The organism is Arthrobacter sp. N1, from assembly GCF_048288285.1.
Lineage (GTDB): Bacteria > Actinomycetota > Actinomycetes > Actinomycetales > Micrococcaceae > Arthrobacter_D.
This window is the reverse complement of the sequence record NZ_CP102608.1, coordinates 548,359-561,361: the sequence shown is the minus strand read 5'-3', so window position 1 is coordinate 561,361 and position 13,003 is coordinate 548,359. Positions and strand designations below refer to the sequence as shown.

General features: G+C 69.8%; 13 protein-coding genes. 6 read left to right on the top strand and 7 right to left on the bottom strand.

Annotated features, from left to right (window positions below):
- Nucleotides 1-206 precede the first annotated feature (206 nt).
- Both fdhA and NVV32_RS02640 read left to right on the top strand, forming a co-directional pair.
- Nucleotides 207-1,424 carry a formaldehyde dehydrogenase, glutathione-independent gene (fdhA, locus tag NVV32_RS02645; RefSeq protein ID WP_055769592.1) on the top strand — a complete coding sequence of 406 codons (1,218 nt, stop codon included), beginning with the start codon at nucleotides 207-209 and terminating at the stop codon, nucleotides 1,422-1,424.
- 398 nt (nucleotides 1,425-1,822) lie between these two features.
- Nucleotides 1,823-2,521, top strand: coding sequence for a transglycosylase family protein (locus tag NVV32_RS02640; RefSeq protein WP_422391271.1), 699 nt, complete (start codon nucleotides 1,823-1,825; stop codon nucleotides 2,519-2,521).
- Nucleotides 2,522-2,628: 107 nt separating this feature from the next.
- On the opposite strand, the gene NVV32_RS02635 is transcribed toward NVV32_RS02640, so the two are convergent.
- Both NVV32_RS02635 and NVV32_RS02630 read right to left on the bottom strand, forming a co-directional pair.
- On the bottom strand, nucleotides 2,629-3,303 hold the full coding sequence (locus NVV32_RS02635; protein ID WP_422391270.1) for a hypothetical protein: 675 nt from the start codon (nucleotides 3,301-3,303) through the stop codon (nucleotides 2,629-2,631).
- Nucleotides 3,304-3,425: 122 nt separating this feature from the next.
- On the bottom strand, nucleotides 3,426-4,373 hold the full coding sequence (locus NVV32_RS02630) for an SDR family oxidoreductase (RefSeq protein ID WP_422391269.1): 948 nt from the start codon (nucleotides 4,371-4,373) through the stop codon (nucleotides 3,426-3,428).
- A gap of 35 nt (nucleotides 4,374-4,408) precedes the next feature.
- On the opposite strand from NVV32_RS02630, the gene NVV32_RS02625 reads away from it, so the two are divergent.
- The 3 genes from NVV32_RS02625 to NVV32_RS02615 are packed head-to-tail and all read left to right on the top strand — an operon-like array spanning nucleotide 4,409 to nucleotide 7,510.
- Nucleotides 4,409-5,653, top strand: a complete 1,245-nt coding sequence (locus NVV32_RS02625) for a type III polyketide synthase (RefSeq protein ID WP_422391268.1) — start codon at nucleotides 4,409-4,411, stop codon at nucleotides 5,651-5,653.
- Complete coding sequence (locus NVV32_RS02620; protein ID WP_422391267.1) at nucleotides 5,650-6,381, top strand: class I SAM-dependent methyltransferase; 732 nt, start codon at nucleotides 5,650-5,652, stop codon at nucleotides 6,379-6,381. The genes NVV32_RS02625 and NVV32_RS02620 overlap by 4 nt, the downstream gene beginning before the upstream one ends.
- Nucleotides 6,374-7,510 carry an FAD-dependent oxidoreductase gene (locus NVV32_RS02615; protein WP_422391266.1) on the top strand — a complete coding sequence of 379 codons (1,137 nt, stop codon included), beginning with the start codon at nucleotides 6,374-6,376 and terminating at the stop codon, nucleotides 7,508-7,510. Before NVV32_RS02620 ends, NVV32_RS02615 begins: the two co-directional genes overlap by 8 nt.
- 112 nt (nucleotides 7,511-7,622) lie before the next feature.
- On the opposite strand, the gene NVV32_RS02610 is transcribed toward NVV32_RS02615, so the two are convergent.
- Nucleotides 7,623-8,162 carry a hypothetical protein gene (locus NVV32_RS02610; protein WP_055769579.1) on the bottom strand — a complete coding sequence of 180 codons (540 nt, stop codon included), beginning with the start codon at nucleotides 8,160-8,162 and terminating at the stop codon, nucleotides 7,623-7,625.
- Nucleotides 8,163-8,299: 137 nt separating this feature from the next.
- Between NVV32_RS02610 and NVV32_RS02605 the strand changes: the two genes are divergently transcribed.
- Nucleotides 8,300-8,644, top strand: a complete 345-nt coding sequence (locus NVV32_RS02605; protein WP_422391265.1) for a DUF3140 domain-containing protein — start codon at nucleotides 8,300-8,302, stop codon at nucleotides 8,642-8,644.
- 52 nt (nucleotides 8,645-8,696) lie between these two features.
- Here NVV32_RS02605 and NVV32_RS02600 read toward each other — a convergent pair whose 3' ends face one another.
- The 4 genes from NVV32_RS02600 to NVV32_RS02585 all read right to left on the bottom strand — a co-directional run bounded on the left by NVV32_RS02600 (nucleotide 8,697) and on the right by NVV32_RS02585 (nucleotide 12,649).
- Nucleotides 8,697-8,900, bottom strand: a complete 204-nt coding sequence (locus NVV32_RS02600) for a DUF2945 domain-containing protein (RefSeq protein ID WP_422391264.1) — start codon at nucleotides 8,898-8,900, stop codon at nucleotides 8,697-8,699.
- 72 nt (nucleotides 8,901-8,972) lie between these two features.
- Nucleotides 8,973-10,664 carry a thiamine pyrophosphate-binding protein gene (locus NVV32_RS02595; RefSeq protein WP_422391263.1) on the bottom strand — a complete coding sequence of 564 codons (1,692 nt, stop codon included), beginning with the start codon at nucleotides 10,662-10,664 and terminating at the stop codon, nucleotides 8,973-8,975.
- Nucleotides 10,664-11,665, bottom strand: a complete 1,002-nt coding sequence (speB, locus tag NVV32_RS02590) for an agmatinase (RefSeq protein ID WP_422391262.1) — start codon at nucleotides 11,663-11,665, stop codon at nucleotides 10,664-10,666. Before speB ends, NVV32_RS02595 begins: the two co-directional genes overlap by 1 nt.
- Before the next feature lie 138 nt (nucleotides 11,666-11,803).
- Nucleotides 11,804-12,649 (bottom strand): hypothetical protein, encoded by an 846-nt coding sequence (locus NVV32_RS02585; protein ID WP_422391261.1) that lies wholly within the window; start codon nucleotides 12,647-12,649, stop codon nucleotides 11,804-11,806.
- Between the last annotated feature and the right edge of the window lie 354 nt (nucleotides 12,650-13,003).

Here is a 13,003-nt window from a genome sequence, read left to right as displayed (position 1 = left end):
CCTCCCACCCTCTCCCGGATGATCCGCGCGGACAAGGGGGCCGGCCCGCCGCACCGGCCGGGGAGCGCACCGGCCCATGCAACGTCCGTGCGACCCCCCGACGTGTAGGTTCGGCACTACCGGGTGCCGCGCGGCCCAGCGAGGCGAACGGTTCCGGCACCCGGGGTTCCGGGTGCACTGAGCACACCACGGAAGAAGGATGTTCCATGAGCGGTAACAGAGCTGTTGCGTACAAGGGACCAGGGAAGGTCGAGGTCATCGACATCGACTACCCCACATTCGAGCTGAAGGACGGACCGGGGGTGAATCCGGCCAATGTCGGACGCTCGGTGCACCACGGCGTGATCCTCAAGACCGTCACCACCAATATCTGCGGATCGGACCAGCACATGGTGCGCGGCCGCACCACGGCGCCCGCCGACCTCGTCCTGGGCCACGAGATCACGGGCGAGGTGGTCGAGGTGGGCCGTGATGTCGAATTCATCAAGAAGGGCGACATCTGTTCGGTCCCCTTCAACATCGCCTGCGGCCGGTGCCGCAACTGCAAGGAGCGGAAGACCGGTATCTGCCTCAACGTCAACCCGGACCGGCCGGGCAGCGCCTACGGCTACGTGGACATGGGCGGATGGGTCGGCGGCCAGGCGGAGTACGTCCTCGTGCCGTATGCGGACTGGAACCTGCTGAAGTTCCCGGACCGGGACCAGGCACTCGAGAAGATCCTCGACCTGACGATGCTCTCCGACATCTTCCCCACCGGCTTCCACGGCGCCGTCACCGCGGGCGTCGGCGTCGGCTCCACCGTCTACGTCGCCGGGGCGGGGCCCGTGGGGCTGGCTGCCGCGGCATCGGCGCAGCTCCTCGGCGCCGCCGTCGTGATCGTCGGTGACCTCAACGAGGACCGGCTGGCACAGGCCCGCAGCTTCGGCTGCGAGACGGTCGACGTCTCCAAGGGCGACCCGCGGGACCAGATCGAGCAGCTGCTCGGCGTGCCGGAGGTGGACTGCGGCGTGGACGCCGTGGGCTTCGAGGCACGGGGACACGGCTCGGGGTCGTCCACCGAGGCTCCCGCGACGGTCCTGAACTCCCTCATGGACGTCACCGCGGCGGGCGGCGCCCTCGGCATCCCCGGCCTCTATGTCACCGGCGATCCGGGTGCGGTCGACGACGCCGCGAAGGTGGGCTCGCTGTCGATCAGTCTCGGCACGGGCTGGGCGAAGTCCCTGTCCTTCACCACGGGGCAGTGCCCGGTGATGAAGTACAACCGGGGCCTCATGATGGCCATCCTGCATGACCGCGTCTCGATCGCGAAGGCCGTCAACGCCAAGCCGATCGGCCTCGAGGAGGCACCCCGCGGCTACGAGGAGTTCGACGCCGGGGCCGCCACGAAGTACGTCCTCGATCCGCACGGCTACGTAGCGGCCTGACCAGCCGGGACGTCCCGTCCCCACTGGTTCCGGAGGGGCCCCGGATCACGGATCCGGGGCCTCTCCCCTGCCCCGCGGCGATGGAGGGGCCACAGTGTTACACAGGATCCTCACGAGGGCCAGTTTCTTTCCCTTATTTTGAACCGATGTCAAGCGCCACGCCGTACCGGTTTGGCAACGAATGAAAATTACTTTACGGTGGAGGGAGTTCCCCGTCCGGGGAAGCGAAAAAGCTGCCGAAAATCGAGCAGCGATCTATGCCCGGCGCCGCCCCTCCACCGCTCGTTGCTCAACAGGCGGCTGCCGAACCTGACCTCTATACAGTCAAGGTGAGCAGCGGCGCGAAGAAGTCCGGGGACGGACCTAGTGCGGGTGGCCTTTCGGAGCATCGTCACCCCATGAATACACACACCTTCAGCACCAGCGCCCGTCGTGGGCTCGCAGCAGTAGCACTCACCGGCCTCGGCCTCGGTGCAGCAGCCGGCGCAGCCAACGCCGCCCCCGCCAGCGACTGGGATGCGCTCGCGCAGTGCGAGAGCGGCGGCAACTGGGGCATCAACACCGGCAACGGTTTCTCCGGCGGACTGCAGTTCACCCCCTCCACCTGGGCAGCCTTCGGCGGCCAGGGTGCACCCCAGAACGCCTCACGCGAGCAGCAGATCGCCGTCGCCGAGAATGTCCTCGCAGGCCAGGGCTGGGGCGCATGGCCCTCCTGCTCGGCCCAGCTCGGTCTGAACAGTGGAGCCAACCCGGGCGGCATCCCGGCGCAGGCCGCTCCGGCCCCCGCCCCCGTCCAGCTCCAGCAGGCGCCCGTCGTCCAGGCCCCTGTTGCCCAGGCGCCCGTTGCCCAGGCACCGGTCGTCCAGGCACCCGTTGCCCAGGCACCGGTCGCGGCACCCGTTGCCCAGGCTCCGGTCGCGGCTCCCGTCGCCCTGAGCGGCGAGACCTACACCATCCAGTCCGGTGACACCCTCAGCACCATCGCCGACAAGCTCGGCGTCGAGGGCGGCTGGCAGGCACTCTTCGCCGCAAACACCGACACGGTCATCCACGCGGACCTGATCTTCACCGGTCACGTCCTGCAGCTCCCGGCCTAGTCCGGCCGACCGCCGCCGGGCGTCCATGCCATGGACGCCCGGCCCAGGTCGACGAGAAAGCCCCCGCTCCTCTGGAGTCGGGGGCTTTTCCGCGTTCCGGGCGTAGGTCAGCTGCAGGAGCTGGCGTCGACGTCGATCTTGAGGTTGTGGGCCACCGAGTAGTCGCGGTCGGGGGTGGAGAAGGCCACGAGGATGTTGTCCGCGCTGCCGTGGGTGACTCCCTCGGCGAGCTCGACCGTGACGATGATGTTGACGTGGGCATCGGGCTCGAACCGGTATCCGGCCGCAGGGACGGGCGGCCCGATCGGCTCCTGCGTGGCCGTCGGCTCCGGGGTCGCCGTGTGCTCCCCATGCGCCCCGCCGTCCGGGGACGGGTGATGGTGCCCCTCCCTGTTCGCGGTCTGCACCATCGACGAGAGGATGTTCAGGCCCTGGGGATCACCGAGCTTCATCTCCCCGAACGTGAACGTCTCGAGCGTCGGGTTGTGGAGCATCACCGTGTACCTCAGGCGGCTGTCGTCGGGCTGCACGCCGCACAGTTCCGCCCCGTCGATCCCCACGTTGAGCGGGTCGTCCCCGAGGTCGTTCAGCACGGGCGCGGCCTGCGCACCGTCGCCGGGCGTGCCCTGGTCCGCAGGGGCAGCCTGCCCCGCCGTCGGCGTATTGACGCCCAGCGGATTCTCCTCGACGCCCCCGCAGCCCGCGAGCGCCAGGGACGCGGTGAGGGCCACGGCGAACAGGGCCGTGCGGTGCCTGCGGGGTGGTGCAGTCAGGAGTTTCACGCTCAACCCATCCATGTCAGCCGAAGGCCGGACGTCATGCCTCCGGCGCTGGTAGCTGTGATTCGGCGCACACGCGGCTCCGGCTTGGTCCCGGCCGGGCTTTCCCCGCAGAGGTACTCACGTCAGGCGAGCGGCTTGCCCCCGGTCACCCCGAGGATCTCGCCGGAGACGTAACGGGCGTCGTTGGACGCGAGGAACACGTACGCTCCGGCGAGTTCGGCCGGCTGGCCCATGCGGCCGAGCGGCGTGCCCTCGCCGAACGATTCGAGTTTCTCGCTCGTGGTGGTCGCGGGCTGCAGCGGTGTCCAGATCGGACCCGGCGCCACCCCATTGACCCGGATCCCGCGCTCCCCCAGCAGGCCGGCGAGGCTGAAGGTCAGGTTGTTGAGCGCAGCCTTCGTGGCCGCGTAGTCCATCAGGCTGGTGGACGGGTGGTACCCCTGCACCGAGGTGGTGTTGATGATCGAGGCGCCCTCCGTGAGGTGCGGCAACGCCGCCTGGGTCAGCCAGACGGTGCCGTAGACGTTGGTCTCGAACGTCCGGCGCAGCTGGTCGGCATCGATGTCGGGCAGGCCGTTCGGCTGCGCGATGTGGAAGCCCGCATTGTTCACGAGGATGTCGAGACCCCCGAGGCCGGCCAGGACGGTATCGATCGCGGACGGTGCGTAGGCCTCGTCGCGCAGGTCACCGGGAACGGCGAGCGCGGTCCGGCCCTCCGCGCGGATGAGGTCGAGACAACTCGCGCCGTCCTCCTCCTCCTCGGGCAGATAGCCGATCGCGACGTCGGCGCCCTCGCGGGCGAAGGCGAGCGCGACGGCCCGCCCGATGCCGGAATCACCGCCGGTGATGAAGGCCCTGCGACCGGCGAGCCGCCCGTGCCCCGCGTAGCTGTCCTCCCCGTGGTCCGGGCGCGGATCCATGCGCTCCGTGAAGCCGGGGTACTCCTGCAGTTCCGTGGAGGCGTCCGTGACGGGGCCCCGCGGATCTTTCTGGTCGAGGGTGCCTGACGGATCGTTGCCCATGGTGCTCCTGACGATGGTGGCCGAGGTGAACACTAAGCCTACTGTCATTGAATTTGTCGCGTCAGTCCTCTAGTAATGGACCTATGACAGTGATCCTGAGATCCCTCGAAACCGCTGTACCCGACACGATCATGGTGCAGCCCGAGGTCCGCGACGTCTTCGCAGCCCAGCCCGGCCTCACCCGGCTGGGACAGCGCCTCGTCGGGGCCGCCTTCGACTCCTCGGGGATCGAGACCCGGTACACCGCGGTCAGGGAGCTCACGCTGGAGGAGACGTTCGAGGACCCGGTGTTCTTCGACCGGGAGGAGCTCCGCATCCTCAGCCCCAGCACCAAGACCCGCAACGAGGTCTACGCGACCGAGGGGACCAGACTCTTCGTCGAGGCCGCACGGAAGGCGCTCGACGCCGCCACCGGGATCGAGGCGTCGGACGTCACCCACGTGGTGACCGTTTCCTGCACCGGGTTCTTCGCACCGGGGCCGGATTACAAGGTGGTCCGCGCCCTCGACCTGAAGCCGTCCGTCCAGCGCTACCACCTCGGCTTCATGGGGTGCTACGCGGCCTTCCCTGCCCTCCGATCCGCCAAGGCCTTCTGCGAGGCGGATCCCGAGGCCGTGGTGCTGGTGATCTCCGCGGAACTGTGCTCACTGCATGTGCGGTCCTCCAACAACCCCGACACCATCGTGGGCTCCTCCCTCTTCGCGGACGGCGCGGCGGCCGCCATCATCTCCGCACGGGACCTCCCGCTCGACGGTCCGGCGCTCACCCTCGACCACTTCGAGACGGTCCTCACGCCCGTCGGAGAGGAATCGATGGCCTGGAACATCGGTGACGAGGGCTTCGAGATGGTGCTCGGCACCTATGTGCCGCACATCATCGACGAGCACATCGTCGGAGCCCTCGAGCCACTGCTGGCGCGCGATGCCTCGCTGCAGGGGCTCGACTACGCGGAGATCGAGCACTGGGCCATCCACCCCGGCGGCCGCAGCATCCTCGACAAGGTGGAGGCGAAGCTCGGCCTGTCGAAGCAGCAGCTCGTCCCCGCGCGCGAGACCCTGCGTGACTACGGCAACATGAGCAGCGCCACGGTGATGTTCGTCCTGAAGAACATCCTCGAGAAGCCCGCCTCGGACGGCAACAACCGCATCTGCTCCATGGCCTTCGGTCCGGGACTCACCGTCGAGACGGCCCTCCTCACGAGGATCGGCGCAACCCGCTCCGACGCGGGGACGGGCGCCGTGGCCGACGGCGCTTCGGTGGGCCTCGCACCCGACGACGCGGACGTCCCCGCCGACCTGGAACCGATCCTCACCCAAGCGGGCGCATGAACCGTCGCGGCTTCCTCGCGGAGCGGGACCCGCACGCCATCGAGGAGATGGACCGGCCCGACTGCGATCCGGCCATCCTCGATCGGACCTACGCGCAGTTCGGTGTCGTCAACGCGGCCGTCTCCGGCTGGCGCCGCACGTACACGCAGGTGCTGCGACCCGCCTTCGCGACGGAGCGGCCGAACACCCTGCTCGACATCGGCTCCGGCGGAGGTGACGTCCCCCGCGCGCTGGCGCGCTGGGCTGCGCTCGACGGCATCTCCCTCGAGGTGACCGCCATCGATCCCGACGCGCGTGCGCACGCCTATGCGACGTCGAGGCCGCCGATCCGCGGACTGTCCTTCCGCAGGGCCCTCAGCGACGAACTCGTCGCCGAGGGCGCTGTCTTCGACGCCGTCGTCTCCAACCACGTGCTGCACCACCTCGATCCGGCGCAGTTCCGGGGCCTGATCGACGACACCGAGCAGCTGACGCGGCGCGTGGCCATCCACAGCGACATCGCCCGGCATCCCGTGGGCTACGCCCTCTTCTCGGTGGGCACGCTCCCGCTGCCCGGCTCCTACATCCGGCAGGACGGGCTCACCTCCATCCGCCGGAGCTACACGCCGGAGGAGCTGCGCGCGGCCGTCGCGGACCGGCCGGCCTGGACCGTGCGGACCGCCGCCCCCTTCATCAACCGGCTCGTCCTCGACCGTCGTGCCACCACCCCCGGGGTGCGGCATGCATGACGTGATCGTCGTCGGAGGCGGACCGGTCGGTCTCTACACGGCGCTGCTCCTCCGGCAGGCAGGGCTCGACGCCGTCGTCCTCGAACGGCGCGCGGACCGCAGCAGCCACTCCCGCGCCATCGGCATCCATCCTCCCGCCCTCCGCGCCCTCGCTGCCGGCGGGATCGCCGAGGAGTTGCGGACACGGGGCGTGCTCATCCGGGACGGGGTGGCCAGGAGTGCCGGTCGCCATGTCGGGACCGTCTCCTTCTCGACCCTGCCCGGCGAGGAGAAGTACGTGCTGGCCGTCCCGCAGGCCGTCACGGAGGAGATCCTCGAGCGCAGGCTCCAGGAGGAGTTCCCCGGTACCGTGCGACGCGGCGTCGCCGTGCTCTCCTCGCGGGAGCACGGCGACCACGTCCGCACGGTCGTCCGCAGCCAGGGCGAGGACATCGTGCTCGAGGCGAGAATCATCGTCGCTGCGGACGGGGCGCGCAGCTCCGTCCGGGACGGCGCAGGCATCCGCGCGCCCTCCCGCCGCTACCCCGACTGCTATGTGATGGGGGACTTCCTCGACGGGACGGACGACGGCCACGACGCCGTGCTGTACCTCGAGACGGGAGGGATCGTCGAGTCCTTCCCCCTGCCCGGAGGCATCCGGCGCTGGGTGGTGCGCCTCGGGTCGCCGGTGGATCGTCCCACGGCGGAGCATCTGACGGCCCTGATCCGCGACCGGACGGGTGTGGCCGTCGACGCGACGACCAATTCGATGCTGAGCGCCTTCGAGGTGCAGTCCCGGCTTGCCGAGCGCTTCGTCGCGGGCCGCACGGTCCTGGTCGGAGATGCCGCACACGAGGTCTCCCCCATCGGCGGGCAGGGCATGAATCTCGGCTGGCTCGACGCGGTGCGGCTCGTCCCGATCATCGCGGCGTCGCTGAGGGACGGGGACGACGTCGGCGCGCGGCTCGCGGAGTACGAGAAGGAGCGCCGCGCCCAGGCCGCGCTCGCCCGACGGAAGGCACACCTCAACATGGCCCTCGGGCGTCCGCTGCCCAGGCCTCTCCTGCGCCCCCGGAATGCGGTCCTCGCCGCCCTCATCCGGAACGACGCCGTGCACACGGGCGTGGCGCGCGCCTTCACCATGCAGTAGGCGCCCGTGCGGCCGGAGGCATCACCGGCTGCCAGACGGCGAAACCCCCGCCACCAGCGACGAGCCCACCACGGGGTGGACGTCCAGGTGCGGGGGTTTCCGGTGTCCGGGACTACTTCTTCAGCAGGCCCTTCTTGACGTTCGTGGGGCGCTGCATCTCGCCCTGCTTCGCACCCATCACCACGACGATGCCGCTGATCAGGGGCAGCAGCCACTGGGTGGTCTTGAGCTGCGACTGGGCCTTGGCCAGTTCGTCACTGGCACCGGGACGGGGCTCGGTCGCGCCCTCACCGCCCTGCTCGGACAGTTCACCGACCTTCTTGCCGAGCATGCCGGAGTAGAGCGAGAGTGCCATGCCGGCGAGCGTGACGATCGACTTCCAGACCGTGTTGGATCCGACCGAGTCCTGCGACGCGACGCGGCCCTTGTTGCCGAGGATCAGGCCGATGCCGCCGACGGCGTGCACGGCGAACGCGGCGACCTGCACCGGGGTCCACTTGGCCCAGCCGAGGGCGGAGAGGCGTGTGCGCTCCTTGGGGTCCTTCGCCTTGCCCGTTGCACCGTTGAGTCCGACGGCGCCCATCAGGGTCCCGCCGAACCAGGCTGCGGCACCGAGATCGTGGGCGGATCGTGCCAAAAGGTTTCCTGCCATGATGTGAAGCTCCTTCGGTGTTGGTTCGACCTACCCTCTACATTTATCAGCATGCTTAGGAATAAGCTATCGGAAGCTCCCGAATAACGGCGGGGTGTGATCATTCTCCCGGAACTGCTACGGAAGGCGGACTGCTGATGGCTGACGACGCGAAGGACCTGGACGAGATCTGGCCGCAGTGGAAGGACGCGGTGAACATGAGCGCCTCGCAGCTGACGGCCTGGCTGGACACCGAGGAGTCCCAGGCGGTCGGCTACAAGGAATCGGGCGCCGGCGAATCGGTGGGGCACAAGTCCGGCAAGCGCATCATCGACATCCTGAACACGAAGCGCGACGACCTCACGACGGACGATGTCGAACACATGCACAAGGTGGTCGGCTACGTGCACCGGCATCTCGCGCAGGAGCCGTCCAAGAAGGACATCGAGTCCTCCAAGTGGCGCTACTCGCTGATGAACTGGGGCCACGATCCCCTGACGTGAGACACACGAGGGGGCTCCGCCGAAGCGGAGCCCCCTCGCGTGCGGCTGCCGGCTACTTCTTCGACAGCGCGCTTTCCTTGTGCGCGGCCTGCTTGCCGGACTTCGAGCTCTCCACCGTGTAGTAGGGCTCGTCCTTCGACGCCTTGAACTTCTGGTCGTCGAAGGTGAATTCCTCGTCGTGCTTCTCCACGACCTTGCCCTCGGTCTCGCCCTGCGACGTGTTCCAGGTGACCTTGTCGCCCTTGCTGAATGTCATAGCGTTCCTTCCTCGGGGCCGTGGTTCGAGCAGTGCCTCCGACACTGCCACCACCCGGCGGAAAAGGGAAGCCTACTGATCAAGATGCGTGGGTGCGAACAGCCGCATGAGCGTCTCCACGACCACGACGTTCGGCCCCTCGCCTGCGAGACTCGCGCGCAGCGCCTCGCCGATCCCCTCCGGACCCACTCGTCGCGCAGGCACCCCGAAGGACTCGGCGAGCGCCACGAAGTCCGGCCGCGCGAGTTCGGTGGCCGTCGCCTTGCCGAAAGCCCCCTCCATGTACTCGCGGAGGATCCCGTAGCCGCCGTCGTCGACGATCAGCCAGGTGACCGGGATGTCGTGCTGCCGCGCGGTGGCGAGTTCCGCGATGGAGTACATGGCGGACCCGTCACCGGATACCGCCAGGACGCGAGCGGGCAGGCCACGGGACTCCAGCCCCACGGCACCCCCGATCGCGCCGGGGAAGCCGAAGCCGAGACCGCCGGCACCCTGGGCCGAGTGGAACTGACCCTCACGCGCGTCCCAGCAGCTCCAGGCCCAGTACGCGGAGATGGTCATGTCCCAGAAGGTCTGCATCCCTGCAGGGACGGCCTCGCGGAGATCCCGCATGAAGGCGAGCTCCTTGCCGAGGTCCTGGCCCTCGAGCCGTGCGGCGACCCGGGCGAGGGTATCGGCCACCAGCGCGACGGCGTCGTACCCGGGCTCCCGGTCCCTGGGCAGCGGCTCGAGTGCCTCGTCGAGGGCCGCGAGCGCCTGCCCGGCGTCAGCCCTGATCCCGAGTGCCGGCCGGTTGGACTCCAGCACGCGGGGCTCGGCATCGATCTGGATGATGCGCCCGCGCGGCTCCAGGGTGAAGTAGTTCGACGTCACCTCGCCCAGGGACGAGCCGACCACCAGGAGGACGTCCGCGTCCTCGAGCACCTCGGTCACGTGGCGGTCCTCGACCCACGACTGCAGGGACAGCTCGTGCGTCCAGGGGAACGCGCCGTTGCCGCCGGGCGAGCACACCACGGGGGCGCCGAGCTTCTCGGCGATGGACAGCAGCCAGGACTCCGCCCTGCCACGGCGCGCGCCGCCGCCCGCGACGATGGCCGGGCGCCTGGATCCCCTGAGCCACGTCAGGGCCTCGCGGGTGAGCTCGATGCGCGGCGGGTTGTCGAACGGTTCCGCGAGCGCGTCCTCCACCCGTGGCACCATCACGGGGTCCAGCAGCACGTTCTGGGGGACCTCGATCCAGACGGGCCCCTGGGGGGAGGACACGGCCTCGGTCCAGGCGTCCTGGATCGCCGAGGGGATACCGGAGGCGTGCTGGATCAGCCGCTGGCTCTTGGTGACGTTCGCGGCGGACGCCTTCTGGTCGTCGAGCTGGTGCAGCATGCCCTTCCGTCGGGCCCCGAGACCCTCGAGGGGGATCTGGCTGGCGACGACGACCATCGGCACGCCGGTCGCGTAGGCCTCCTGCAGGCCCGCCAGCGAGGTGAGGGCGCCGGGTCCGGTCGAGAGGAAGAGGACACCGACGTCCCCCGTGGCCCGGGAGAAGCCGTCGGCCGCGAACGCCGAGTTGTTCTCGACGCGCGAGGAGACGAACCGGAGGTCGGAGCGCGAGAGGGCGTCGAAGAGCCCCAGCGCGTGCTGTCCTGGAATGCCGAAGACCGTCGTGGCGCCGAGGGCGGACAGGGTCTCGACGACGAGGTCCCCGCCGTTCCGCTGGCCGGTGAGGCGGGTGGGAGGCGCGGAGGCGGCGCCGTCGGTGATCTCCATCAGTGGTCCTCGGCAATCGGGGCGGGCGTGGCGGGGGTCAGGGTGTCGGCCATGAGGGTGACGAGATCGTAGGCGACGTGGGATGCGGCGACACCGGTGAGTTCGGCGTGGTCGTAGGCAGGGGCCACCTCGACGACGTCGGCGCCCACGAGGTTCAGCCCGCGGAGCCCGCGCAGGATCTCGAGGAGTTCCCGCGACGTGATACCGCCGGCCTCGGGGGTGCCCGTACCCGGCGCGTGCGCGGGATCGAGGACGTCGATGTCCACGGACACGTAGAGCGGGCGGTTCCCGATGCGCTGGCGCAGCTGGTCGACGATCTCGTCGACGCCCTTCCGGTAGACGTCCGAGGAGGTCACGATCCCGAAGCCGAAGCGCCGGTCGTCCTCGAGGTCGCGGACCCCGTAGAGCGGCCCGCGGGTGCCGACGTGCGAGATGGCCTCGGTGTCGAGGATGCCCTCCTCGACCGCCCGGCGGAACGGTGTACCGTGCGTGTACTCCGCCCCGAAGTAGGTGTCCCAGGTGTCCAGGTGGGCGTCGAAGTGCAGCATGGCCACGGGCGAACCCGCGCGCTCCGCGGCAGCCCTGAGGAGCGGCAGGGCGATGGTGTGGTCGCCGCCCAGCGTGACCAGGCGGGCGCCGTCGGCGGTGAGGTCCAGCGCGTTCTGCTGCACGGTCTCGATGGCCTCGCCGATGTTGAACGGGTTCACGGCCATGTCACCGGCATCGGCGACCTGCACGCGCTCGAAGGGCGAGACGTCGAGGGCGGGGTTGTAGGGCCGCAGGAGGCGCGAGGCCTCGCGGATGTGGTTGCCGCCGAAGCGGGCGCCGGGCCGGTACGAGACACCGGAGTCGAAGGGGACGCCGACGACGGCGATGTCCGTCCGGTCCACCTGGTCGAGCCGGGGCAGGCGGGCGAAGGTCGCCGCTCCCGCGTACCGGGGGATGCGGGAGGAGTCGATGGGTCCGAGCCGACCGCCTCCCGTGACGCGCAGTTCTTCCACAGTGTCCGTCCCATCCGGGCCCGCACCCGGCGGAGTTGCCCAATATGCATCAAAGGTTTTGCATAAGGCTATTGCTGGGCGGCACCGGCGGTCAAGGTATGCGGTCCGGATCAGGGCACGCATCCGCTCCCGGTGCGGTCAGCCGTTGTAGGTCAGGCTGGTGAACATCCCGCGGAGCCCGGCGTACTCCTCCGTGCCCAGCCAGGCCTCGGCGTCCGCGGGGGTGGGGAAGCGATCGGTACCGAACGTGGCGGTGAAGACGACGAGCCCGTTCTCCCCCAACGGGAGCAGACCGAGCGGCACGCCGTAGAGCCCGTCCTCGGGGACGGGGCCGAGATGGTACCGCGCGAGGTACACCCGTTCCCCGGTGACCGGATCCTGGTAGTGGTCGAACACGTAGCTCACCGGAAGCTCGACCTTGTCGACCTGCGCCGACAGCGCGGGGAGCTCCTCGGCGTCGAGCGGCACGTGTCCGGGACTGGGAAGGGCGGCACCATCACCCGGCACTCCGCCCGCGAAGACGGCCATCTCCCGGCCCTCGCCATCCAGGATGCTGTAGGCGGTCCTGCTGAGCGGGACACCGTAGTCGGGGGCGGTGCTCGGCTCGAGGGGCGTGGTGGTCCAGCCCGCCGGCAGCATGAAGGAATACAGTCCGTCCGACGTCGTGAACAGCGATGACGACGGGTCGGCCAGGGAGGGCCCGACCTCGGGCGCCGCCGTGGCGGAGGCAGCCCCTGTCCCGTCGTCCGCAGGGAGGGTCGGCGAGGACGACGCGGACGGCCCCGGCGACGCGGACGAGGCCGCGGAGGGGGTGGTCGAGGTCGCCGAGGAGGTGGACGAGGTCGCCGAGGAGGTGGTCGCCGTCGCCGAGGGGGTGGTCGCCGTCGCCGTCGTCCCCGGACCTGCCTCGGTGGCGGGCGCCGCGCACCCTGCGAGTCCGAGCGCTGCGGCCAGCGCGAGAGTGAGCAGGCTGGTGTTCTTCATGGTTGTCGTCCCCCGTGAGTCGCGCTCTGCGGACCCACGAGCGGCAGTCCGTCGATTCCACACCAGGGCCCGCTCCGGCGGCTCGATGCTCCTCCCGGTCCCGGCCCGGCACCAGTTCAATGACGATCCTGGTGCGGCCCCGAACTGCCACCGGGGGGACGGGGCGACGCACCGCACGACCGCTCCCGGACCCACCCGTTAAGGATCCATCAAGACGCCCCGATGAGCGCCCGCACGGGCCTACCGTGATGCAGTGAGCTCATCCGTACACCTCCAGACTCCCGCCCGCACCCGTGATCAGGGCCGGAAGAACCTCGAGCGCTGGCTCCTCAACGAGTCGAGCCAGCCCACCGC

What these genes read in the sequence shown, in the direction of transcription:
- fdhA (WP_055769592.1), top strand. Translation starts at nt 207, where the DNA reads ATGAGCGGTAACAGAGCTGTTGCGTACAAGGGACCAGGGAAGGTCGAG.
- NVV32_RS02640 (WP_422391271.1), top strand. Translation starts at nt 1,823, where the DNA reads ATGAATACACACACCTTCAGCACCAGCGCCCGTCGTGGGCTCGCAGCA.
- NVV32_RS02630 (WP_422391269.1), bottom strand. Translation starts at nt 4,373, where the DNA reads ATGACAGTAGGCTTAGTGTTCACCTCGGCCACCATCGTCAGGAGCACC.
- NVV32_RS02625 (WP_422391268.1), top strand. Translation starts at nt 4,409, where the DNA reads ATGACAGTGATCCTGAGATCCCTCGAAACCGCTGTACCCGACACGATC.
- NVV32_RS02620 (WP_422391267.1), top strand. Translation starts at nt 5,650, where the DNA reads ATGAACCGTCGCGGCTTCCTCGCGGAGCGGGACCCGCACGCCATCGAG.
- NVV32_RS02615 (WP_422391266.1), top strand. Translation starts at nt 6,374, where the DNA reads ATGCATGACGTGATCGTCGTCGGAGGCGGACCGGTCGGTCTCTACACG.
- NVV32_RS02610 (WP_055769579.1), bottom strand. Translation starts at nt 8,162, where the DNA reads ATGGCAGGAAACCTTTTGGCACGATCCGCCCACGATCTCGGTGCCGCA.
- NVV32_RS02605 (WP_422391265.1), top strand. Translation starts at nt 8,300, where the DNA reads ATGGCTGACGACGCGAAGGACCTGGACGAGATCTGGCCGCAGTGGAAG.
- NVV32_RS02600 (WP_422391264.1), bottom strand. Translation starts at nt 8,900, where the DNA reads ATGACATTCAGCAAGGGCGACAAGGTCACCTGGAACACGTCGCAGGGC.
- NVV32_RS02595 (WP_422391263.1), bottom strand. Translation starts at nt 10,664, where the DNA reads ATGGAGATCACCGACGGCGCCGCCTCCGCGCCTCCCACCCGCCTCACC.
- NVV32_RS02585 (WP_422391261.1), bottom strand. Translation starts at nt 12,649, where the DNA reads ATGAAGAACACCAGCCTGCTCACTCTCGCGCTGGCCGCAGCGCTCGGA.